The sequence below is a fragment of the Streptomyces sp. NPDC005566 genome, assembly GCF_040605575.1.
Classification (GTDB): Bacteria; Actinomycetota; Actinomycetes; order Streptomycetales; family Streptomycetaceae; genus Streptomyces.
The window spans coordinates 220,211-241,875 of sequence record NZ_JBEXDB010000009.1 but is presented as its reverse complement, the minus strand read 5'-3'; the positions used below and the strand labels follow the sequence as shown (position 1 = coordinate 241,875).

Genomic DNA, 21,665 nt, shown 5'->3' with positions numbered 1-21,665 from the left:
TGCCACCTTGCGGGCAATCTTCCGTTAAGCAGAAACTAACTTCCGCAATACGGAAGGAGCGCACAATGGGTTACTCGGACCAGCGCTTCGATGTGAACCTCTCGATCCTCTTCACCGAACTCCCGCTCCTGGAGCGCCCCGCGGCGGCCGCCGCGGCGGGCTTCACCGCGGTCGAGCTCTGGTGGCCCTGGACGGAGACCCCCACCCCGGCGCAGGCCGAGCTCGACGCCCTGAAGAGGGCGCTCGACGAAGCGGGTACGCAGCTGGTGGGGCTGAACTTCTACGCGGGACAGCTGCCCGGCCCCGACCGCGGCGCGCTCTCCGTGCCCGGCGCGGAGTCGGACCGCTTCCGCGCCAATATCGCGGTGGCGGCCCAATTCGCGGCCTCGGTCGGCTGCCGGGCGCTGAACGCGCTGTACGGCAACCGCGTCGACGGCGTGGACCCGGCCGCACAGGACGCGCTCGCCCTGGAGAACCTGACCGCTGCCGCCCGCGCGGCCGACGGAATCGGGGCCACCCTCCTGATCGAGACCCTCAACGAGCCGGAGTCGCCGCTCTACCCGCTGGTGAGCGCACCCGCGGCGATCGAGGTCGTCGATCGGGTCAACGAGGCGACGGGGCTGGGGAACGCAGCATTCCTGCTGGACCTCTACCACCTGTCGATGAACGGCGAGGACCTCAGCCAGGTGATCAAGGCGTACGCCGCGAAGACCGGGCACGTCCAGATCGCCGACAACCCGGGGCGCGGCGCGCCGGGCACCGGCTCGCTCCCGCTGGAGCAGCTCCTCGACGAGCTGGCGCAGGCCGGCTACGAGGGCTGGGTCGGCCTGGAGTACAAGCCGGGCGACCGGCCGAGCGCAGAGTCCTTCGACTGGCTCCCGGCCGCGGCCCGGCCGGCCCGCTGAGGCCCCGGCCCTCTCGTACACACGCTTATCGGAAGGCACCCTCATGAGCAACAACCTCCCCAAGGTCGGGTGGATCGGGCTCGGCATCATGGGCTCGCCCATGTCCGAGAACCTGATCGAGGCCGGTTACGACGTCACCGGCTACACCCTGGAGCAGGACAAGATCGACCGGCTGGTCGCGGCGGGCGGCAAGGGTGCCGCCTCGATCGCGGACGCGGTGCGCGACGCCGACGTCGTCGTCACGATGGTGCCCGCGTCGCCGCAGGTCGAGGCCATCGCGTACGGCCCGGACGGCATCCTGGAGAACGTGCGGCCCGGCACACTGCTGATCGACATGTCCTCGATCACGCCGCAGACCTCCGTGGACCTGGCGAAGAACGCGAAGGCCAAGGACATCCGCGTCCTGGACGCCCCGGTCTCCGGTGGTGAGGCCGGCGCGATCGAGGCCGTGCTGTCCATCATGGTCGGCGGCGAGCAGACCGACTTCGACGCCGCGCAGCCCCTCCTGAACGCCCTGGGCAGGACGATCGTGCTGTGCGGACCGCACGGCTCGGGCCAGACGGTGAAGGCCGCCAACCAGCTGATCGTCGCGGTCAACATCCAGGCGTGCGCCGAGGCCGTGGTCTTCCTGGAGAAGTCCGGCGTCGACCTGGCCGCGGCCCTCGACGTCCTGAACGGCGGGCTGGCCGGCTCGACGGTCCTGACCCGCAAGAAGGACAACTTCCTCAAGCGGGACTTCGCTCCGGGCTTCCGGATCGACCTGCACCACAAGGACATGGGCATCGTCACGGACGCCGCCCGAAACGTCGGTGCCGCCCTGCCCGTCGGCGCGGTCGTGGCCCAGCTGGTCGCCTCGCTGCGCGCACAGGGCGACGGAGGCCTGGACCACTCGGCCCTGCTGCGTGCCGTCGAGCGCCTCTCCGGCTCCGAGGTCTGACACCCCCGGCCCTGCACAAGGGCCCCCCGAACTCCGGGTCGCGGTGGCGCTGACACCTGTCCTGTCGCGCCCAGGCGCTGCCGCGACCCGGAACCATCTCCTCCAATTTCAACAAACTGTTGACGTTCCGATCCCGGCGAATCTACGCTCCTGGGGCCGTCAGCAGCCCCAGTACGGAAGGTCTCCATGTCGAAGCGTGTGCTCACGACCGAGTCAGGCGCCCCGGTCGCCGACAACCAGAACTCCGCCACGGCCGGCGCCGGTGGGCCGATCCTCCTCCAGGACCAGCACCTGCTGGAGAAGCTCGCCCGCTTCAACCGCGAGCGCATCCCGGAGCGCGTCGTCCACGCCCGCGGCTCCGGCGCGTACGGCTACTTCGAGGTGACGGACGACGTCACCGGTTACACCCGCGCCGACTTCCTCTCCGACGTGGGCCGACGCACCGAGACGTTCATCCGGTTCTCGACGGTCGCCGACTCCCTCGGTGGCGCGGACGCCGTACGCGACCCACGGGGATTCGCCCTCAAGTTCTATACGGACGAGGGCAATTACGACCTCGTCGGCAACAACACCCCGGTGTTCTTCATCAAGGACCCGGTCAAGTTCCCCGACTTCATCCACTCGCAGAAGCGCGACCCGTTCACGGGACGCCAGGAGCCCGACAACGTCTGGGACTTCTGGGCGCACTCCCCCGAGTCGACGCACCAGATCACCTGGCTGATGGGCGATCGGGGCATCCCCGCCTCGTACCGCCACATGAACGGCTTCGGCTCGCACACCTACCAGTGGACGAACGCCGAGGGCGAGGCCTTCTTCGTGAAGTACCACTTCAAGACGAACCAGGGCGTGCGCTCCCTCTCCGCCGAACAGGGCGCCGAGCAGGTCGGCAAGGACGCCAACTCGCACCAGACGGACCTGCTCCAGGCCATCGAGCGCGGGGTCAACCCGTCCTGGACCCTGCACGTGCAGGTCATGCCGGCTGCGGAGGCGGCGGACTACCGCTTCAACCCGTTCGACGTGACGAAGGTCTGGCCGCACGCCGACTACCCGTTGCAGCGCGTGGGCCGCCTGGTCCTGGACCGCAACCCGGACAACGTGTTCGCCGAGGTCGAGCAGGCCGCGTTCTCCCCGAACAACTTCGTACCGGGCATCGGCCCGTCGCCGGACAAGATGCTGCAGGGCCGGCTGTTCGCCTACGCGGATGCGCAGCGCTACCGGCTGGGCATCAACCACACCCAGCTCCCGGTCAACGCACCGAAGGCAGCCGTCGTGGACAACTACGGCCGCGACGGACTCCACGCGACGCGCCACGGATCGCGCCAGGACAAGAACTACGAGCCCAACTCGTACGCCGGTCCCGCCGAATCCGGCGCGGCCCTGGCCGCCCCGCTCGCCGTCCACGGCTGGACGGGTACGCACGAAGCGCCCGCCCACACGAAGGACGACGACTTCTTCCAGGCGGGTGAGCTCTACCGGCTGATGTCGGCGGACGAGAAGGACCGCCTGATCGCCAACATCGCCGGCGGCCTCTCACAGGTCACCCGCGACGACGTGATCGAGAAGAACCTCGCCCACTTCCATGCCGCGGATGCCGAGTACGGCACGCGCGTGCAGGAGGCGGTCCGCGCCCTGCGCGAGGACTGACCCTCCCTCCCCATGGGCCCTGCCCGTGCCGCACCACCCGGATGAGGGGTCATGTGCGGCACGGGCAGGACGAGGCCGCGGCGGCGGACGACGCCAGTGCGGTGGCGAAGGGCCCGGACGGCCCGGCTTCTGACCTGAAGAAGCCGGGGCTCCGGCCCGGTCACCGCCGCCGCGGCCCCCTGTTCCGAGGGGCGCGGCGCACGGACAACTCCGTGCGCCGCGCCCCCTTTTGCTGGCCCGGGACGCGTCGCCTGAGTACATGTACGGATGGAGATACCACCGGCTGCACGCCGAGAATGGCCGCATGACCATGACGCGGGCGCCGCGCGCCACATCCGGCGGGCGCAGGGCCGCCGGATGCCTCCCCGGTCTCCTTCTCGTACTCGCCGTCACCGCCTGCTCCGCCGCGGACCGCGCCACGAGTCCCGAAGAGGTACGAGAACTGGCGTCCGGTACGCAGGCGCAGGAGGCCCGGAAGACGGCCGAGGACTACCGGCGGAACACGGTGCGCGCCTACGACCGGGACACTCCGCTCACCCTCGGGCTGGTCACCGTGACCGACACCTGCATCGGCGGAGCGGCGAGGGAGTGGTTCTTCCCGACCGACGACGACAGGTACAGGATCCACTGCGACCTGCGCATCACCGCCTACTACGGCGCCGATCCGAAGCGGATCGGTGACGTCCTGGACGGCATCCTCACGGCCGGCGACCACGACGTCTCCGCGTCGTCCCCGGGCCCGATCCCGTTCGAACACGGCGGACCCCTCGTCGACTACTACCGGGGAAAGGGCCCGAACCCGACGGGCCCGGGCACGCCGGAACCCGCCCGGCTCTCCACCCCTGGGCAGACCCTCTCCTGGGACACCCTGCGCAGCAGCCGGGCGACGCCGGTCGCGGAGTCGGGTCCGTGCCCGCCGGACGATCCACCCGTCACACGGTGCTTGCGTGAGCCGGCATCGGCAACGGTCGCAGGCCTGCGCAAGCAGTACGGAATGGTCTTCGCGCTGGAGCTGTCGGCCTCCGACTACTACACGGTGCTGAGGGACTCCTAGAAGCACGACACCGGCCCCGGGAGTCGCCGACGGTGTCGGGAATCCCGGGGCCGGAGCTCCGCACGGGTGGCCGGGTGGTCAGGAGACCGTCAGCGCACGGATCGACGTCGGCGCGTGGCCGGGCTCCGTCGCCACGTCCTCGAACTCGTTGACCGACGCGATGTCCGTCCCGCTCATCGAGATGTTCGTGACGCGCTCCAGGATCGCCTCGACGACCACCGGCACCCGGAACTCCGCCGCCAGCTTCTTCGCCTCCTCGAACGCGGGCAGCAGCTGGTCCGGCTCGGTGACCCGGATCGCCTTGCAGCCGAGGCCCTCGACGACCTTGACGTGGTCCACGCCGTAGACGCCCAGCTCCGGGGAGTTGATGTTCTCGAACTCCAGGTTGACCTGGAAGTCGATGTCGAAGTTGCGCTGCGCCTGGCGGATGAGCCCCAGGTAGGAGTTGTTCACCAGCACATGGACGTACGGGATGTGGTGCTGCGCGCCGACGGCGAGCTCCTCCAGCATGAACTGGAAGTCGTAGTCGCCGGAGAGTGCGACGACCGATCCTTCCGGGTCTGCCGTGGCGACTCCCAGCGCGGCCGGGATCGTCCAGCCCAGCGGGCCGGCCTGGCCGCAGTTGATCCAGTGACGCGGCCGGTAGACGTGCAGCATCTGCGCGCCCGCGATCTGGGAGAGGCCGATCGTCGTCACGTACCGGGTCTCGGGCCCGAAGGCCCTGTTCATCTCCTCGTACACCCGCTGCGGCTTCAGCGGCACGTTGTCGAAGTGTGTGCGGCGCTGCAGCGTGGCCCGCCGCTCCTGGGTGGACGCGGCCCATGCCGACCGGTCCTTGAGGGTGCCTGCGGCCTTCAGCTCGCGCGCCACCTCGACGAAGAGTTGCAGCGCGGCCTTGGCGTCGGAGGCGATGCCGAGGTCCGGGGCGAAGATCTTGCCCAGCTGCGTGGGCTCGATGTCGACGTGGACGAACGTCCGGCCCTGCGTGTAGACGTCCAGCTTGCCGGTGTGGCGGTTGGCCCACCGGTTGCCGATGCCGAGGACGAAGTCGGACTCCAGGAAGTTCGCGTTGCCGTAGCGGTGCGAGGTCTGCAGACCGACCATGCCCGCGTTGAGCTCGTGGTCGTCGGCGAGGATGCCCCAGCCCATCAGGGTCGGCACGACCGGGACACCGGTCAGTTCGGCGAACTCCACCAGGAGTTCGGAGGCGTCCGCGTTGATGATCCCGCCGCCCGCGACGAGGAGCGGACGCTCGGAGGCGTTGAGCATCTCGACGGCGCGCTCGATCTGCTTGCGGGTCGCGGCGGGCTTGTGGACGGGCAGCGGCTCGTACAGGTCGGGGTCGAACTCGATCTCGGTGAGCTGCACATCGATGGGCAGGTCGATGAGGACCGGGCCGGGACGGCCGGTGCGCATCAGGTGGAAGGCCTGCTGGAAGACGCCGGGCACCTGGGCGGCCTCCAGGACGGTGGTGGCCGCCTTGGTGACCGGCTTGGCGATCGACGCGATGTCGACGGCCTGGAAGTCCTCCTTGTGGAGCACCGCCGTGGGGGCCTGGCCGGTGATGCAGAGGATCGGGACGGAGTCGGCGATGGCGGAGTAGAGGCCGGTGATCATGTCGGTGCCTGCCGGACCGGACGTACCGATGCAGACACCGATGTTTCCGGCCGCGGCCCGGGTGTAGCCCTCGGCCATGTGGGAGGCGCCCTCGACATGGCGGGCGAGGGTGTGGTGCACCCCGCCGGATGCCTTGAGCGCCGCGTAGAACGGGTTGATCGCCGCACCCGGCACACCGAACGCGTTACTGACGCCTTCGCGCTTGAGAATCTCAACTGCCGCTCGGGCAGCGGTCATACGAGGCATTGAGTGCTCCTGCTCGGACCTGGTGGATTCGGGCTCTGTCGCGCCACCTGAGAGCACCAATTCCGCATTACGGAAGTTCTGTTCTGCTATGTGGAATCAATCTAAAGCCGAGTCGTACGGTCGTCAAGGGAGGCCGCCGGGACGAAGTACGCCAACCTCCTCCCCAGAACCTCGCTCCTGGTAGACCATGGGGGTACGGAGCGCAGTCGCCGCGACAAGCACGGCAGGAGGGGGCGGACGGTGGAGTCCCTACCGGTGCACTGCCCGGCCTGCGGCCGGGACCACGCGTACATCACGCCCGTCTACCCGTGCCCCTGCGGCTCCCCGACGGCCCCGCCACTGATGCGGGGCACACCGGTCGAACCCATCACCCACCGCACCTGGAACGACGACTGGGTGAGCGTGCGCTGCACCGCCTGCGGGCGGCGCGACCAGTGGCCGCATCCCGAGCTGTGCTGCCCCTGCGGCGCCGTCCTGCGGATCCCCGTCCGCCCGGTGACCCCGCACGGCACCACACCGCCCACCGCGGCCCGGCCGCCCGGCCCCTCCCACATCCCGCTGCCGCGCACGGCCGCGCACCCGCGCCCGTCGTTCCGGCCGATGGTGATCCGTACCGCGCGCGACGCGGTGAGCGCCGCCGCGCTCTACCTGAAGTGGCTGGGCTACCACGAGGTCGTCCAGCCCGAAGTGCGCCCCGCGTCCCGGATAGACCTCCGGGCATCCGGGCTCATCGCGCAGGTCGACTCCACCACCCGGCCGACCGCTCTGCGCGACGTCGAGTGCCTGTGGCTCAACGCCCTCAACGCCTCGGTCTCGGGGGTGCTCTTCTCCCTGGCCGGATACGCGGAGGACGCCCGCTCACGCGCCGACGGGCTCGCCATCCCGCTCTTCGTCATGGACCTCACGGGGACGCCGCAGCCGGTGAACAGCCCTGCGGACGAACTGATCAGCACGGGACCCTGACCGCCCGTCATACTGGACCCATGCGCATCCGCCCCGCCCGGCGCCCGGAACTCCCGCTGCTCCAGGACATCGAGCGCGCCGCGGGCGAGCCGTTCCGCGCGGTCGGCATGCCGGCCGTCGCCGACGACGATCCGCCGCCGCTCGCCCTGCTGGAGAACTACCGTCGCAGCGGACGCTGCTGGGTCTCCGCGGACGAGACCACGGACCTCCCGGTCGGATACCTGATCGCCGACCGCGTGGACGGCGCCGCGCACATCGAGCAGATCTCCGTCGACCCGGCAGCCGCCCGCCGGGGTGTCGGCCGCGCCCTCATCGACCATCTCACCGACTGGGCAGAGGCGGAGGGTCTGACCGCTCTCACGCTGACAACCTTCGCCGAGGTTCCGTGGAACGCGCCCTATTACACGCGCCTCGGTTTTCGGACACTGGCGGAGGACGAGCTCGGTGACGGGCTCCGCGGGATCAGGTCGCAGGAAGCCGAACACGGCCTGGACCGCTGGCCGCGCGTGTGCATGCGCCGCGATCTCCCCACCGTCACATCGAAATGATTTCGGTCACGTGTGCCCCGCGAGCCTCATATGTTCGGGCTGTTGTCAGTATGGGGACGTACAGTGAAGGCATGGTCTTAACTCCTCGGCTTTCACCTCACTCCACCCCTGTTTTCGCGACCCAGCCCACCCACCCGTCCGCCGTCGAGGCGAACGAGGCGATTCGCGCGCTCGTGGACGCCCGCGCGGGACAGGACTGGTCGTCCGTGGAGTCGGCGACGTACGAGGTGCTTCTGATCGAGTGGGCGGCCGCGACCAAGGGCATCGACTGCGACATCATCGAGGCCGCCTGACCCCGCCCGACCGCCCCACCCGGCGCCGTGAGCAATGCGCACCGCGTGGGCAACGCGCACCGCGTGGGCGACGCGCACCGTCCCACGGCGTGCGCTACGCGCCGTAGCCCTCCCGCAGTTCGACCTTCCGGACCTTCCCACTGATTGTCATGGGGAAGGTCTCCAGGATCCGCAGTCGGCGCGGGATCTTGTAGTGGGCCAGCTGCTCACGGCAGTACGCCGTCACTTCGTCCAGCGTCGGCGGATCGGCCGGGTCGCGGGGGATGACGCAGGCCAGGATCTCCTCGCCGTACGTGGTGTCCGGCACCCCGACCACCTGGACGTCGGCGATCTTCGGATGACCGTAGAGGAACTCCTCGATCTCCCGCGGGTACACGTTCTCGCCGCCACGGATGATCATGTCCTTGATCCGGCCGACGATCTGGACGTATCCGTCCTCCCGCATCACCGCGAGGTCCCCGGTGTGCATCCAGCGCCCCGCGTCGATCACCTCCGCGGTCCGCTCCGGCTGGTCCCAGTAACCGAGCATCACGCTGTACCCGCGGGTGCACAGCTCACCGGGCCCTCCGCGCGGCAGGGTCACGCCCGTCACCGGGTCGATCACCTTGACCTCCACGTGCGGCAGCACCCGTCCGACGGTGCCGGTACGGCGCTCCAGGTCGTCGTCCCGGCGCGTCTGGGTGGAGACCGGTGAGGTCTCCGTCATCCCGTAGCAGATGGAGACCTCGTCCATGTGCATCTCGGCGACGACCCGCTTCATCACCTCGACCGGGCACGGCGATCCGGCCATGATGCCGGTGCGGAGCGAGGAGAGGTCGTAGTCGGCGAAGCCGGGGAGGTTCAGCTCCGCGATGAACATGGTGGGCACGCCGTAGAGCGAGGTGCAGCGCTCCTGCTGGACCGCGGAGAGCACGGCGGCGGGCTCGAAGGACGGGGCCGGGATCACGATGCAGGCGCCGTGCGAGGTGATGCCCAGGTTGCCCATGACCATGCCGAAGCAGTGATAGAAGGGGACCGGCAGGCAGACCCGGTCCTCCTCGGTGTAGCCGACCATCTCCCCCACGAAGTAGCCGTTGTTCAGGATGTTGTGGTGCGAGAGCGTGGCCCCCTTCGGGAAGCCGGTGGTACCCGAGGTGTACTGGATGTTGATCGCATCGTCGCAGGACAACTCCGCTTCACGGAAAGCGAGTTGCTCGACGGTTACGTTTGCCGACGCGGCCGTCAGCTCGTCCCAGGTCGGGTCGCCGATGTAGTGGACGGCGCGCAGGGCCGGGCAGTTGGCGCGGACCTGGCCCACGAGGGCGCGGTAGTCGCTGGTGCGGTGGGCGAGCGACGCGATCAGCAGCGAGATCCCGGCCTGGTCGAGCACGTACTCCAGCTCGTGGGCGCGATAGGCCGGGTTGATGTTGACCATGACGGCACCGATGCGGGCCGTCGCGTACTGGACGAGCACCCACTCCGGGCAGTTGACCGCCCAGATCCCGACACGGTCGCCCTTGGCCACCCCGGACGCCATCAGCCCGCGGGCCAGTTCCTGGACGGCGGCGCCGAATTCGGCGTACGTCCAGCGACGCCCGGACACCACGTCGACCATGGCCTCACGCTCCGGGAAGGCGTCGACCGCCCGGTCGAGGTTGCAGCCGATGGTGTCGCCGAGCAGTGCGGTGCCGCCGGTGCCGTGCGCGTAGGACAGCTCGCTCATCGCAGGTCCCCCTCGTCGAACTCGGTGCCCGCACCCTGGGCCGTGCGCTCACGCAGTTCGATCCTTCGGATCTTGCCGGAGACGGTCTTGGGAAGCTCGGCGAACTCAAGCCGGCGGATGCGCTTGTACGGGGCGAGGACCGCCCGGGAGTGCTCGAACAGCAACTTCGCCGTTTCCGGGCCGGGCTCCCAGCCCTCGGCGAGTACGACGTACGCCTTGGGGACCGCGAGGCGCACGGGGTCGGGTGCGGGCACGACCGCGGCCTCGGCCACCGCTTCGTGTTCCAGCAGGGCGCTCTCCAGCTCGAACGGCGAGATCTTGTAGTCGGAGGCCTTGAACACGTCGTCGGCGCGGCCCACGTACGTGATGTAGCCGTCCTCGTCCCGGGCGCCGATGTCCCCGGTGCGGTAGTAGCCACCCGCCATGGCCTCGGCGGTACGTTCGGGGTCGCCGTGGTAGCCGGTCATCAGGCCGACGGGGGCGGCCGACAGGACGAGGGCGATCTCGCCCTCCGCCACGCCCGCCCGCCCGGAGACCGGGTCGAGCAGCTCGACTTCGAAGCCGGGGCTGGGGCGCCCCATCGAGCCGGTCTTCAGTCGCTGGCCCGGCGTGTTCGCCACCTGGACGGCGGTCTCCGTCTGGCCGAAGCCGTCCCGGATGGTGACACCCCAGGCACGCCTGACGGTCTCGATGACCTCGGGGTTGAGCGGCTCGCCGGCCGCGACGACCTCCCGCGGCGGTGTCCTCAGCTGCGTGAGGTCGGCCTGGATGAGCATCCGCCACACGGTCGGCGGCGCGCAGAAGCTGGTCACCGCCGAGCGGTCCATCTCCGCCATCAGCCGGGCCGCGTCGAAGCGCGTGTAGTTGAAGATGAAGACGGTGGCCTCGGCGCTCCAGGGCGCGAAGAGGTTCGACCAGGCGTGCTTGGCCCAGCCGGGCGAGGAGATGTTGAGGTGCACGTCGCCTGGCTTGAGGCCGATCCAGTACATCGTCGACAGGTGGCCGACCGGGTACGAGACATGGGTGTGCTCGACCAGCTTGGGGCTCGCTGTCGTACCGGAGGTGAAGTACAGCATCAGCGGTTCGTCGGCGTCGGTCTCACGGTCGGCGGTGTAGGTGTCGGGTGCCTCGTCGGCTCCGCTGTACGGGAGCCAGCCCGCGACGTCCTCGCCGACGGCGATCCGGGTGTAGTCGCCCGGTACCTCGTCGAACTTCGGCGTGTCCTCGGACCGTACGAGAACGTGGCGGACCTTGCCGCGCTCGACCCGGTCGCGCAGGTCGACGGGGCCGAGCAGCGGGGTCGCGGGAATCACGACGGCACGCAGCTTCATCGCGGCGAGTGCGGTCTCCCACAGCTCGGTCTGGTTGCCCAGCATGACGAGGATCCGGTCGCCCTCCCGTACCCCCTGGGCACGCAACCAGTTCGCCGCCCGGTTGGAACGGGCGGCCATCCGGGCGAAGGACACCTCGGTGCGCCGGCCGTCCTCCTCCACGATGTGCAGGGCGGTCCGTTCGTTGTCCTCTGCGATGACGTCGAACCAGTCCAGCGCCCAGTTGAAGCGGGCAGGCCTGGGCCAGTCGAAGCCGGCGTAGGCCTTCGCATAGTCCTCGCGGTGTTCCAGCAGGAAGTCCCGAGCGGCCCGGAACGTCTCCGTCGCGCTGGTTGCCGGCATGTGCCCTCCTCATTGCGGACCCGTCCCTTAACATCATGCAAACAGTGACCCGGATCTCACCACCCCCGAACGGGGGTGGTGCTGGTACGGCCCCGCGGGGCGGAGAGGCATCGGCGTGCCACAACCGGCTGAGGCGACGGAGATGCAGGCGGCTCTGCTGAGGCTGCGCCGCACGAGCGGGCTGCCGGTGGTCTTCGGCGGCCTGCTGTCCGACCCGCACCACGCGCGCATCGCCGAGCTGAACGGGGCGCAGACAGGTGCGTTGCGCGGGCTCGTCATCTCCGCGGGCAGCGGGCTCGGAGGCAAGGCGATCGCGCTGTCGCGGCCGTGCGCGGTGACCGACTACGCCTCCTCGCGTCACATCAGCCACGAGTACGACACGGCTGTCGCGGCGGAGGGTCTGCGCTCGGTCGTCGCGGTGCCCGTCGTCGTACGCCGCAAGGTGCGGGGCGTGCTGTACGGGGCGCTGCGCGAGGCGCTCACGCTCGGGGACCGCACGTTCGACGCGGCGGTCTCGGCGGCCCGTGACGTGGAGCAGGCGCTGGCCGTGCGGGACGAGGTGCAGCAGCTCCTGGCGACCGCCCTGGAGCAGGTGACCGGTCCGCACACGGATCCCGGCACCTGGGAGGACGTCCGTGAGGCGCACCGCGAACTGCGTGCCCTGGCGCCGAAGATCGTCGACCCCGCCCTGCGCGACGAGCTCCTCTCGGTGTGCGGGCGGCTCGCCTCGGCTGCGGGGGCGAACCGGCCCCCGATGGCCCGGCAGGTGAGGCTGGCACCGCGTGAGACGGATGTGCTCGCCTGCGTGGCGGCGGGGGCGACGAACGCGGCGGCGGCCGAGCGGCTGGGGCTGCGGCCGGAGACCGTGAAGGGGTATCTGCGCTCCGCGATGCGGAAGCTGGGGGCGCACACCCGGCTGGAGGCGGTGGTGGCGGCGCGCCGGGCGGGCCTGCTGCCGTAGAGGCCTGGTGAACCGGACTCCCCTCGGGCGCGCCCGAGCGGTCGCCCTGCGCGCCGCGTCCGCCGGCGCCACAACCGGCGAGATCTCCCGCGCTGCCGGAGTTTCGGCCTCCGCCGCCAGCAGACACGCCACCGCGTTACGCGAGCGGGGCTCATCACCACCGTTCGGAACGGCCCGACCGTGCTGCACACCCTCACCCCCACGGGCGCGTCCCTGCTGCGCGCCGCCCTGCGCAACGCCCAGGCCGACGCTGCGGGCACCGTCGTCCGAGCCCGAGTTCGACGTGGAAGGAGTCCCTGCCCTTCAGGGCGGGGAGCGGAAGGCGACCGGCAGGGTGCGCACCGGCGCCCGAATCCGACACTCGTGCCGGGCGGCGGCACCACGGACCTGGGCCCCTACACCCTCATGATGGTGCCCGTGATCAGTGTCCTCTTCGCCGTTCTGACAGCACTCAGCAACGGTGCCGCCTCGGTCCTCCAGCGCCGCGCCGCCCTGAACGTGCCCGCCGCCGAGGCCATGCACCTGTCGCTGATAGGGCATCTGCTGCGTCAGAAGGTGTGGCTGTGCGGGATCGCCCTGGTGATCGTCGCCGCCGTCTGCCAGGCGGTGGCGCTGGCCACCGGGCCGATCGCCGTCGTCCAGCCGATCTTCGTGATCGAGCTGCCCGCGACGCTGCTGCTCGCCGGGGTCGTCATGCGGGTCCGGGTGTCACGGACCGTCTGGTACGGGGTGGCCGCCGTGACACTGGGGCTGGCCGTCGGCATGGCCGCCGCCGCACCGGTCGGCGGCCATGACAGTGTGCCGGGCGAGGACTGGATCCCCGCCCTGGTGGTCACCGGTCTGTTCGAGGCCGCGCTGATCACCGCCGCACTCGGCACCGGCGGCAACGCGAGGGCCGCGCTGCTGGGACTGGCCGCGGCGTGCGGGTACGCGCTGACGGCGGCCCTGATGAAGGACGCCATGGCGCAGCTGGACGAAGGTGGTGTGACCGCCCTGCTGACGGCATGGCAGCTGTACGCCACGGCGGCGGCGGGTGTGGGGGCCCTGTTCCTCCTCCAGAACGCGCTGCACGCCGGCAGTCTGGCGGCCGTACAGCCGATGCTGACACTCGGGGACGCGCTGATCAGCATCACGTACGGGGTGACGCTGTTCGGGGAGGTCCTGCGCACCGGCTGGTGGCTGCTGCCGCAGCTGGCCGGTGTGGCGCTGATCGCCGTGGGCTGTGTGGTGCTGGCCCGTTCCCCGCTGGCCGCGGCGAACGCGGGCGACGCCACCCCCGCGCCGCGGGTGGAGTGAGGAGAGGTCAGGGGCGCCCGCGGGCCGGTACGCCCTCGCCGGGCGGCACCGGGCCCGGCGGGGTGCCGTCGCCGAACGGGCGGCCGCCCAGCTGCTCCCTGTGGTGCGGGGTCAGCCAGCCGGACAGGTCGGGGCCGAGCGGCACGATGCCGGTCGGGTTGATGCCCGTGTGCACGCGGTAGTAGTGCCGCTTGATGTGGTCGAAGTCGACCGTGTCGCCGAAACCCGGGGTCTGGTAGAGGTCGCGGACGTACGCCCACAGGACGGGGTCCTCGGCCAGTTTCGAGCGGTTGCACTTGAAGTGGCCGTGGTAGACGGCGTCGAACCGCACCAGCGTCGTGAAGAGCCGGATGTCCGCCTCGGTGAGGGTGTCGCCGACGAGGTAGCGGCGGCCGGCGAGCCTCTCCGAGACGTCGTCCAGGCGGCGGAAGACATCGAGGTACGCGGCCTCGTACGTGCTCTGTCCGTCGGCGAATCCGGCGCGGTAGACACCGTTGTTGACGTCGCGGTAGATGCCCTCCATCACCTCGTCGATCTCCTCCCGCAGCCGTTCCGGGTAGAGGTCGGGGGCGCCGGGACGGTGCAGCGCCGTCCATTCGGTGGCCAGGTCCAGCGTGATCCGCTGGTAGTCGTTGGTGACGAGCCTGCCGCTCGGTACGTCGACGATCGCGGGGACGCTGACACCGCCGGGATAGCCGTGCTCCCGCGCGTCGTACGCCTCGCTGAGGTAGCGGATGCCGAGTACCGGGTCGCGGCCGCCCTCGTCCAGGGTGAAGCGCCAGCTGCGGTCGTCCTGGATGGGGTCGGCGACGGCCAGCGAGAGGGCGCTCTCCAGTCCGAGGAGACGGCGTGCGACGAGGGCGCGACTCGCCCAGGGGCAGGCCCTGCTGACGACCAGCCGGTAGCGGCCCGCCTCGACGGGCCAGCCGTCGCGGCCGTCGGCGGTGATGCGGTCGGCGAAGTGGCTGCGCGACCGTTTGAAGGGCTTGTGGCCGTACGAGGTGTTCCCGTCCGGCTCTGCTTCCTCGCCGCTCATCGTGTTCCCCTCTGCGCGTCGGGTGCTTCGGATGTCTCCTGGCGTCTTCTTCCCCGACGGCCCGCTCCGACATCGGCCAGGGCCACGACCAGCGCGGCCAGGACGAACACGATGGAGACGACGAGCCCGCTGTCGTACGAGTCCGCCCAGCCGTCGGGACCCAGCTGGGCGAAGAAGACCGAGCCCACCGCGGCGATCCCGATGGCCGATCCGACCCGCTGGCTGGTCTGGAGGGTGCCCCCGGCGCTGCCCGCGTTGTGCACCGGCACCTTGGAGAGGGTCAGGGTCTGGTTGGGGGCGATGACGAGTCCGCTGCCGAGTCCTGCGAGCAGCAGGGGCGCCGCCATCGCCAGTCCGGCGCCCCTGCCCGGCACCAGGTGCGCGGCCAGTGCGGTGAAGCCGAGCCCGACGGTCACCATCGTCAGTCCGACGACGACCAGGGGCCGGCCGAACCGGCCGACGAGCCGGCCGCCGATGGTCGCCGCTCCACCCGCGCCCAGGGCGAACGGGGTGATGGCGAGGCCCGCCTCCAGGGCGCTGTAGTCCAGGCCGGACTGCAGGTACAGCGTGTTGATGAAGAAGATCGAGGTGAAGCCCGCGAAGTACAGAAGGCTCATCAGGCAGCCCAGCCAGAAGGACCGGAGCCGGAAGAGCGCGAGGTCCAGCACGGGCTGGATGCCCTTCTGCGCGCAGCGGGACTCCCAGCCGACGAAGGCGGTCAGCAGGACCAGGGCGACCACGACGAGCAGCCATTTCCCGTTGCCGGGCCACTGCTGGGCCTGGACGAACGGCAGCAGCAGCGCCAGCACCCCCGCACCGAGCAGCAGCACCCCGACCGGGTCCAGGTCCCGCGGCCCGACCCGGCCCGCGGACGGGGTGTCCGGGAGGAGCCGGTGGGCCAGCATGAGGCAGACGGCTCCGATCGGCAGGTTGACGTAGAAGATCCAGCGCCAGCCCTCCTGCGCCCCTGCCCCCTGGATCAGCAGTCCCCCCAGGAGCGGGCCGACGGCGGTGGAGATGCCGACGACGGTGCCGAACATGCCGAAGGCCCTGCCCCGCTCGCGTCCCGAGAACATCTGCTGGATCAGGGCGGAGATCTGGGGTGAGAGCAGCCCGCCCGCCGCGCCCTGGAGCAGCCGGGCGATGACGAGCCACAGACTGGACTGGGCCGCTCCGCAGGCCGCGGAGGCCAGGGTGAACAGGGTGAGGCCCCACATGAACATCGTGCGCCGGCCCCGGGCGTCGCCGAGCCGTCCGCCGGGGATGAGGACGAGCCCGAAGGCGAGCGCGTAGCCGGACAGGACCCACTGGAGGTCGGACTCCGGGGTGTGGAGGCCCTCCTTGATGGACGGCAGCGCCACGTTGACGATGGACACGTCGAGGAGCGTCATGAAGCCCGCCACCAGGCAGACGGCGAGGGCGCGCCAGCGACGGGGGTCGGAAGGTCCGGGAGGAGAGCCAGGGTCCCGGTGCGCCACGCTCTCTGCCATGGTCCGAACCCTAGGCCGCGGCTGCCCATTCCGGCGGACCCGTCGGTGAGGTCCGGCGTGTTCCGCCCTACCGGGGGTACCCGCGGGACATGACTGTCGGGAAAACGAGTGTTCTGGTCCTGGACTGTGCCGAGCCCATGGAGCTCGCCGGGTTCTACGCCGCTCTGCTGGACGCCGAGATGCGGGTCGGAAGCGACCCGGACTTCGTCGAGGTCGTCGGCAACCCGGGCGTGCACCTGGCCGTTCGCCGTGACCACGGCTACGCGCCCCCCAGCTGGCCCCGCCCCGAGGACTCCCAGCAGGCGCATCTGCGGATCCTGGTCGACGAGGGGGACATGGACGAGGCCGAGCGCGAGGCGATAGGGCTGGGCGCCCGGCCGGTGGACACGAAGGACAGCAACAGCGGTCCGCGCGATGTCCGCGTCTACACGGATCCGGCCGGGCACTCGTTCTCCCTGGCCGTCTACCCCTCCTTCAGCCCCGAACGGCGCCGCAGCGACGAATCGGTGAGCACGGACGGGGTGTAACCGGAGTCGCGAACGGACAGGTTGCTGCCGGGCGGGACGATCTCGTCGATCCGGTCGAGGACGTCCCGGCTGAGCCTGACCTTGTCCGCACCCAACTGGCTGTCCAGCTGCTCGAAGGTGCGCGGCCCGATGATCGCCGAGGTGACGGCCGGGTGCTCCAGGACGAAGGCCAGGGCGAGCTGTACGAGGGTGAGTCCGGCCTCTTCCGCGAGCTCGGCGAGGGCTTCGGTGGCGGCCAGCTTGGCGGCGTTCTCCGGTGCGGTGATGTCGAAGCGGGCCGCCTGGCGTGCGGCGCGGCTGGATGCGGGCTGCTCGGCGCCCGTGCGGTAGCGGCCGGAGAGCCAGCCGCCGGCCAGCGGGCTCCAGGACAGGACTCCGAGCCCGTACCGCTGGACGACGGGCAGTACCTCGCGCTCGATGCCCCGGGCGAGCAGGGAGTACGGGGGCTGTTCGGCGACCACGCGCTCGCGGCCGCGGCGCTCGGCGAGCCACTGGCCCTCGACGATCGCGGAGGGCTCGAACGTGGAGGTGCCGATGTAGCGGATCTTGCCCTGGTGCACCAGGTCGGAGAGCGCGCCGAGGGCCTCGTCGAAGTCCGTGTCCGGTTCGGGGCGGTGCACCTGGTAGAGGTCGATCCAGTCGGTGCCGAGCCGGCGCAGGCTGTTCTCGACCTCGCGGATGATCCAACGACGGCTGTTGCCGCGCTCGTTGGGGTCCTCGCCGAGGCTGCCGTGGAACTTGGTGGCGAGCACCACGTTGTCGCGCCGCCCGCCGGCCAGGGCCTTGCCCACGATGGTTTCGGACTCACCGGCCGAGTACACGTCGGCGGTGTCGACGAAGTTGATGCCCGAGTCCAGGGCGTGGTGGATGATCCTGACGCTGTCGTCGTGGTCGGTGTTGCCACGGGCGCCGAACATCATGGTTCCCAGGGCCAGGGGGCTGACCTTGACGCCGGTGCGTCCCAGGGTGCGGTACTCGGTCATCCTGCGTTCTCCTTGACGAGTTCATCGGTGGTGAGGTGGTCCGCCGGTGCGGGGTTCCCGGTCTGCCGGAAGGCTTCCCAGAGGCGGTGGTAGGCGCCGCGGGCGGCGAGCAGTTCGGTGTGGGTGCCCGATTCGACGACGGTTCCGGCGTCGATGACGACGACCCGGTCGGCCCGTGCGGCGGTCGTCAGCCGGTGGGCGACGACCACGGTGGTCCGTCGCCTGGCCAGGGCCTCCGTCGCCGCCACGACTCGGCGCTCGGTCGCCAGGTCCAGCGAGGCGGTGGCCTCGTCGAGCAGCAGGATGTCCGGGTCGACGAGCTCGGCGCGGGCCAGTGCGAGGAGCTGGCGCTGCCCGGCGGACAGGCCCCGGCCCCGCTCCCCGACCGGCTGAAGGTAGCCGAGCCGCAGTCCTGCGACCATCTCGTGCGCGCCGACCGTGCGGGCCGCCGCCTCCACCTCGGCGTCGGTGGCGTCGGGGCGCCCGTAGGCGATGGCGTCGCGGACGGTGCCGCTGAAGAGGTGGGCCTCCTGCGGGACGATGCCGAGCCTGCGGCGGAAGCCGGGGAGGTCGAGGTCGCGCAGGTCCTGACCGTCGACCCGGACGGTTCCGGCCGTCGGATCGTAGAACCGGGCGAGCAGCTTGACGACCGTCGACTTCCCGGCGCCGGTGGCGCCGACCAGGGCGACGCTCTCGCCGGGGGCGATGCGCAGGGAGAGCCCGTGCAGCACCTCCTGGCCGCCGCCACCCGCGTATCCGAAGGAGACCCCGTCGAATTCCACGTCCCCGCGCAGTTCGCGGACGGGCCGGGGGCTCTCGGCGGGCGGGGTGCCGGCCGGGGTCCGCATCAGGCTGCGCAGCCGGCCGAGGCCGATGACGGCCTGCTGGTAGCCGTCGAACACCTGGGAGAGCTGCTGGATCGGTGAGAAGAACAGCTCGACGTAGAGCAGGAACGCGATGAGGGTCCCCGCGCTCAGCTCACCGGCCCTGACCTGTCCTGCGCCGATCACGAGCACGGCTGCGGTGGACAGGGTGCCGAGGAATTCGACGAACGGGAAGAAGGTGCCCATGTAGCGCTGGGCGCGCAGTCTCGAGGTGCGGAAGGCCCAGGCCAGTTCGGCGAAGTCGCGTGCGTTGCGCTGTTCGCGTCCGAACGCCTGGGTGACGCGGATGGCGGTGACGTTCTCCTGGAGGCAGGCGTTGACGGCGCTGATGCGCTCCCTGGCCTCCCGGTAGGCGGGTACGGAGTGGTGGCGGAACAGTGCGGTCGCGCCGATCAGTACGGGGAGCGCGACGAGCAGGACGACGGCCAGGCCCGCGTCGATGACGAGGAGCGCGACGAGGACTCCGAGGATGGTCAGCAGACTGACGACGGCGGTGATCAGCCCGGTCTGCAGGAAGTTCGACAGGGCGTCCACGTCGGTGGTCATCCTGGTCATGATCCGGCCGCCGAGCTCCCGCTCGTAGTAGTCGAGGCCGAGGCGCTGGAGCTGCGCGAAGGTCTTCACACGAAGGGTGTAGAGGAGGCGTTCCCCGGTACGCCCCGTCGTACGGACCTGGGCGACTCCGATCAGCCAGTTCACGGCCACCACGAGCCCGGCCGCCGCGGCGGCGGCCAGCAGGACCCCTCCGGCCTGGCGTGCCACGCCGTGGTCCACTCCGTGCCGTACGAGGACGGGCACCGCGATCTGTGCGGCGGCGTCCAGGGCGACGAGGAGCAGCCCCAGCAGCAGCGGCAGCCGGAAGGGCCGCAGCAGGGTGCCCAGGTGGAAGTCGGGGTCGGCGGCGACCGCCTGTGCGGTGGGGACCTTCGGGTCGGCCGCGGGCAGGGGCAGTCTGGCGAGGCCCGCCATCAGTTCGGCGCTCGGCGGGGCGGAGCCGAGCACTCCGCCGCCGGGTCCGCCCCGGCCGGGCCCTGAGGTGGCCGCCGCTTCGGCGAGGGCCTGGGCGGCCCGGACGGCGGTGCCTTCCTCGGTGGCGGTGTCGGCGCCTTCGGCGCGGTGCCACAGGTGCTCGGTGACCCCGCCGGCCGCGGTGCACGCGGGTGCGTCGGCCGCCTGCTGCGCTGCCTGTGGACTCTCGGCGGTCGACAGCAGCGTACGGAACAGGGCCGAACGCGAGCGGAGTTCGTCCAGGGTGCCGGTGTCCGTGATCCGGCCGCCGTCCAGTACGGCGATGCGGTCGGCGAGCTCGAGGGTCGATCTGCGGTGGGCGACGATCAGGGTGGTACGGCGTCGGGTGGCCTCGTGGAGGCCCGCGTGGATCTCGGCCTCGACCCGGGCGTCGATGGCCGAGGTGGCGTCGTCGAGTACGAGTACGGCGGGGTCGCCTACCAGGGCGCGGGCCAGGGCGAGGCGCTGGCGCTGGCCGCCGGAAAGGGTGAGTCCCTGTTCGCCCACGACGGTGTCGTAGCCGTGGGGAAGCCGCTCGATGAACTCGTCGGCACGGGCGGTCCGGGCGGCCCGGCGGATCTGCTCGTCGGTGGCGTCCGGGACGCCGTACGCGATGTTGGCGCGCACGGTGTCCGAGAGCAGCAGGCTCTCCTCGAAGACGAATCCGATACGGGAGCGCAGCGAGGCCAGGGTCAGTTCGGTGACGTCGGTGCCTCCCACCCGTACCGTTCCGGACGGTACGTCGTAGAACCGGGGCAGCAGGGCGGCCGCGGTGGACTTGCCGGAGCCGGCGGAGCCGATCAGCGCGAGGGTCTCGCCCGGTTCCACGTCGAGGGTGAAGCCGTCCAGCAGCGGGGCGCCGTCCCCGTAACCGAAGGTGACGTCCTGCCAGGAGAGGGCCGGTGGCCGGTCGGGGAGGTCGCGGGCACCGGGTGCGTCGGTGATCACCGGTGCTTCGTCGACGACCTCCAGAACGCGTTCGGCTCCGGCTCGCGCCTGCTGCCAGACGGTGAGCAGCGTCGCCACCTGGCGTACGGGGGTGACGAAGGAGCCGAGGTAGGTGGTGAAGGCGAGGAAGGTGCCCAGCGAGATCCGGCCGTGGAGGGCCATCCAGCCGCCGAGGGCGAGCACGGCGACCTGGCCGAGTGCGGGCACCGCCTGGAGGGCGGGGTTGTAGCGGCTGGTGAAGCGGACGACCCGCAGGCGGGAGGCGAACAGGGTACGGGCGCGCTCCTCGAGGCCGTTCAGTTCCCGTGTCTCCTGGCCGAAGCCCTTGACCACGCGGACGCCGGTGACGGTGGCCTCCACGGCGGAGGCGACTTCGGCGGCCTCCTGCTGGGCGTGCCAGTTGGCGGGGAACAGGTCGCGGCGGCTGCGCAGGGCGATGAGGTAGAGCAGCGGTCCGACGACCAGGGCGACCACGGTCAGCAGCGGCGAGAGGACCGCCATGAAGATCACGGAGCAGAGGAACATCAGGACGTTGCCCGTGAGGTTGGGCAGGAACTGCAGGAGCGTCTGGATCAGGGTGATGTCGGAGATGGACCGGCTGACGACCTGTCCGGTGCGCAGGTCGTCCTGCTGGGCGCCGCCGAGCCGCAGCAGTGCGGCGAAGGCGTCGTTGCGCAGGTCGTACTGGACGCCGAGGGAGAGCCGGCCGGAGCGGTAGCGGCGGGTGAAGTTCGCCGCGAAGCGGATCGCGCCGAGGCCGGCGAGCAGGAGGGTCCAGGGGAGGAGCGGTCCGGTGGTGCCCCCTGCCACCCCGTCCACGACATGGCGCAGGACGAGGGGCAGGGTGGCGGTGGCGACGGCCGCGACCAGGGCCGCTCCGAATGCGAGGAGCAGGTCGGTGCGGTGGCGTAGGCAGTACCCCAGCAGCCGCCGGGCCCAGCCGGGCGGCT

Annotated in this window: 17 protein-coding genes and 1 pseudogene; 11 read left to right on the top strand and 7 right to left on the bottom strand. The window is 70.9% G+C overall.

Annotation, left to right across the window (positions count from 1 at the left end):
* Window positions 1-65: 65 nt before the first annotated feature.
* The 4 genes from ABZS61_RS16940 (at window position 66) to ABZS61_RS16925 (ending at window position 4,540) form a co-directional block, all read left to right on the top strand.
* Entirely contained in the window at window positions 66-905 is an 840-nt protein-coding gene (locus ABZS61_RS16940; protein ID WP_356420837.1) for a TIM barrel protein, read from the top strand.
* 43 nt (window positions 906-948) lie between these two features.
* Window positions 949-1,842 carry a 2-hydroxy-3-oxopropionate reductase gene (locus ABZS61_RS16935; protein ID WP_356420835.1) on the top strand — a complete coding sequence of 298 codons (894 nt, stop codon included), beginning with the start codon at window positions 949-951 and terminating at the stop codon, window positions 1,840-1,842.
* A 186-nt stretch (window positions 1,843-2,028) separates the two neighbouring features.
* The gene (locus ABZS61_RS16930; RefSeq protein ID WP_356420832.1) at window positions 2,029-3,486 is read left to right on the top strand and encodes a catalase; all 1,458 of its coding nucleotides are present in this window, start codon (window positions 2,029-2,031) and stop codon (window positions 3,484-3,486) included.
* A 304-nt stretch (window positions 3,487-3,790) separates the two neighbouring features.
* Window positions 3,791-4,540 carry a hypothetical protein gene (locus ABZS61_RS16925; RefSeq protein WP_356420829.1) on the top strand — a complete coding sequence of 250 codons (750 nt, stop codon included), beginning with the start codon at window positions 3,791-3,793 and terminating at the stop codon, window positions 4,538-4,540.
* 78 nt (window positions 4,541-4,618) lie between these two features.
* Here ABZS61_RS16925 and gcl read toward each other — a convergent pair whose 3' ends face one another.
* Window positions 4,619-6,403, bottom strand: coding sequence for a glyoxylate carboligase (gene gcl / locus ABZS61_RS16920; RefSeq protein ID WP_356420826.1), 1,785 nt, complete (start codon window positions 6,401-6,403; stop codon window positions 4,619-4,621).
* Between the two features lie 240 nt (window positions 6,404-6,643).
* Between gcl and ABZS61_RS16915 the strand changes: the two genes are divergently transcribed.
* The 3 genes from ABZS61_RS16915 (at window position 6,644) to ABZS61_RS16905 (ending at window position 8,207) form a co-directional block, all read left to right on the top strand.
* A complete protein-coding gene (locus tag ABZS61_RS16915; RefSeq protein WP_356420823.1) occupies window positions 6,644-7,366 on the top strand; it encodes a hypothetical protein in 723 nt (240 codons plus the stop codon).
* A gap of 20 nt (window positions 7,367-7,386) precedes the next feature.
* Window positions 7,387-7,914 carry a GNAT family N-acetyltransferase gene (locus ABZS61_RS16910; protein WP_356420820.1) on the top strand — a complete coding sequence of 176 codons (528 nt, stop codon included), beginning with the start codon at window positions 7,387-7,389 and terminating at the stop codon, window positions 7,912-7,914.
* Between the two features lie 71 nt (window positions 7,915-7,985).
* Window positions 7,986-8,207, top strand: coding sequence for a hypothetical protein (locus tag ABZS61_RS16905; protein ID WP_351174271.1), 222 nt, complete (start codon window positions 7,986-7,988; stop codon window positions 8,205-8,207).
* 94 nt (window positions 8,208-8,301) lie between these two features.
* Here ABZS61_RS16905 and ABZS61_RS16900 read toward each other — a convergent pair whose 3' ends face one another.
* Both ABZS61_RS16900 and ABZS61_RS16895 read right to left on the bottom strand, forming a co-directional pair.
* Complete coding sequence (locus tag ABZS61_RS16900; protein WP_356420816.1) at window positions 8,302-9,909, bottom strand: AMP-binding protein; 1,608 nt, start codon at window positions 9,907-9,909, stop codon at window positions 8,302-8,304.
* Window positions 9,906-11,582 carry an AMP-binding protein gene (locus ABZS61_RS16895; RefSeq protein WP_356420813.1) on the bottom strand — a complete coding sequence of 559 codons (1,677 nt, stop codon included), beginning with the start codon at window positions 11,580-11,582 and terminating at the stop codon, window positions 9,906-9,908. The genes ABZS61_RS16900 and ABZS61_RS16895 overlap by 4 nt, the downstream gene beginning before the upstream one ends.
* 115 nt (window positions 11,583-11,697) lie before the next feature.
* Between ABZS61_RS16895 and ABZS61_RS16890 the strand changes: the two genes are divergently transcribed.
* The 3 genes and pseudogenes from ABZS61_RS16890 (at window position 11,698) to ABZS61_RS16880 (ending at window position 13,839) form a co-directional block, all read left to right on the top strand.
* Window positions 11,698-12,543 (top strand): helix-turn-helix transcriptional regulator, encoded by an 846-nt coding sequence (locus ABZS61_RS16890; RefSeq protein WP_356420810.1) that lies wholly within the window; start codon window positions 11,698-11,700, stop codon window positions 12,541-12,543.
* Between the two features lie 22 nt (window positions 12,544-12,565).
* Window positions 12,566-12,771 (top strand): annotated as a pseudogene (locus ABZS61_RS16885) (ArsR family transcriptional regulator); the annotation flags it as partial.
* Between the two features lie 189 nt (window positions 12,772-12,960).
* Complete coding sequence (locus tag ABZS61_RS16880) at window positions 12,961-13,839, top strand: DMT family transporter (protein ID WP_356421143.1); 879 nt, start codon at window positions 12,961-12,963, stop codon at window positions 13,837-13,839.
* A gap of 7 nt (window positions 13,840-13,846) precedes the next feature.
* On the opposite strand, the gene ABZS61_RS16875 is transcribed toward ABZS61_RS16880, so the two are convergent.
* Window positions 13,847-14,875, bottom strand: a complete 1,029-nt coding sequence (locus tag ABZS61_RS16875) for a glutathione S-transferase C-terminal domain-containing protein (RefSeq protein WP_356420807.1) — start codon at window positions 14,873-14,875, stop codon at window positions 13,847-13,849.
* Window positions 14,872-16,365: an MFS transporter gene (locus tag ABZS61_RS16870; protein ID WP_356420804.1), complete on the bottom strand. Its 1,494-nt coding sequence runs from the start codon at window positions 16,363-16,365 to the stop codon at window positions 14,872-14,874. Before ABZS61_RS16870 ends, ABZS61_RS16875 begins: the two co-directional genes overlap by 4 nt.
* An 89-nt stretch (window positions 16,366-16,454) precedes the next feature.
* Between ABZS61_RS16870 and ABZS61_RS16865 the strand changes: the two genes are divergently transcribed.
* Complete coding sequence (locus tag ABZS61_RS16865) at window positions 16,455-16,892, top strand: VOC family protein (RefSeq protein ID WP_356420801.1); 438 nt, start codon at window positions 16,455-16,457, stop codon at window positions 16,890-16,892.
* Here the strand turns inward: ABZS61_RS16865 and ABZS61_RS16860 are convergent.
* Window positions 16,829-17,875, bottom strand: a complete 1,047-nt coding sequence (locus ABZS61_RS16860; RefSeq protein WP_356420798.1) for an aldo/keto reductase — start codon at window positions 17,873-17,875, stop codon at window positions 16,829-16,831. The genes ABZS61_RS16865 and ABZS61_RS16860 overlap by 64 nt on opposite strands.
* Window positions 17,872-21,642: an ABC transporter ATP-binding protein gene (locus ABZS61_RS16855; RefSeq protein WP_356421141.1), complete on the bottom strand. Its 3,771-nt coding sequence runs from the start codon at window positions 21,640-21,642 to the stop codon at window positions 17,872-17,874. The genes ABZS61_RS16860 and ABZS61_RS16855 overlap by 4 nt, the downstream gene beginning before the upstream one ends.
* Window positions 21,643-21,665 lie beyond the last annotated feature (23 nt).

Excerpts from the sequence above, each read along its gene's own strand:
- ABZS61_RS16895 (WP_356420813.1), bottom strand. The coding sequence starts at position 11,582 with ATGCCGGCAACCAGCGCGACGGAGACGTTCCGGGCCGCTCGGGACTTC.
- ABZS61_RS16865 (WP_356420801.1), top strand. The coding sequence starts at position 16,455 with ATGACTGTCGGGAAAACGAGTGTTCTGGTCCTGGACTGTGCCGAGCCC.
- ABZS61_RS16925 (WP_356420829.1), top strand. The coding sequence starts at position 3,791 with ATGACCATGACGCGGGCGCCGCGCGCCACATCCGGCGGGCGCAGGGCC.
- ABZS61_RS16930 (WP_356420832.1), top strand. The coding sequence starts at position 2,029 with ATGTCGAAGCGTGTGCTCACGACCGAGTCAGGCGCCCCGGTCGCCGAC.
- ABZS61_RS16860 (WP_356420798.1), bottom strand. The coding sequence starts at position 17,875 with ATGACCGAGTACCGCACCCTGGGACGCACCGGCGTCAAGGTCAGCCCC.
- ABZS61_RS16875 (WP_356420807.1), bottom strand. The coding sequence starts at position 14,875 with ATGAGCGGCGAGGAAGCAGAGCCGGACGGGAACACCTCGTACGGCCAC.
- ABZS61_RS16870 (WP_356420804.1), bottom strand. The coding sequence starts at position 16,365 with ATGGCAGAGAGCGTGGCGCACCGGGACCCTGGCTCTCCTCCCGGACCT.
- ABZS61_RS16940 (WP_356420837.1), top strand. The coding sequence starts at position 66 with ATGGGTTACTCGGACCAGCGCTTCGATGTGAACCTCTCGATCCTCTTC.
- ABZS61_RS16910 (WP_356420820.1), top strand. The coding sequence starts at position 7,387 with ATGCGCATCCGCCCCGCCCGGCGCCCGGAACTCCCGCTGCTCCAGGAC.
- gcl (WP_356420826.1), bottom strand. The coding sequence starts at position 6,403 with ATGCCTCGTATGACCGCTGCCCGAGCGGCAGTTGAGATTCTCAAGCGC.
- ABZS61_RS16905 (WP_351174271.1), top strand. The coding sequence starts at position 7,986 with ATGGTCTTAACTCCTCGGCTTTCACCTCACTCCACCCCTGTTTTCGCG.
- ABZS61_RS16900 (WP_356420816.1), bottom strand. The coding sequence starts at position 9,909 with ATGAGCGAGCTGTCCTACGCGCACGGCACCGGCGGCACCGCACTGCTC.
- ABZS61_RS16935 (WP_356420835.1), top strand. The coding sequence starts at position 949 with ATGAGCAACAACCTCCCCAAGGTCGGGTGGATCGGGCTCGGCATCATG.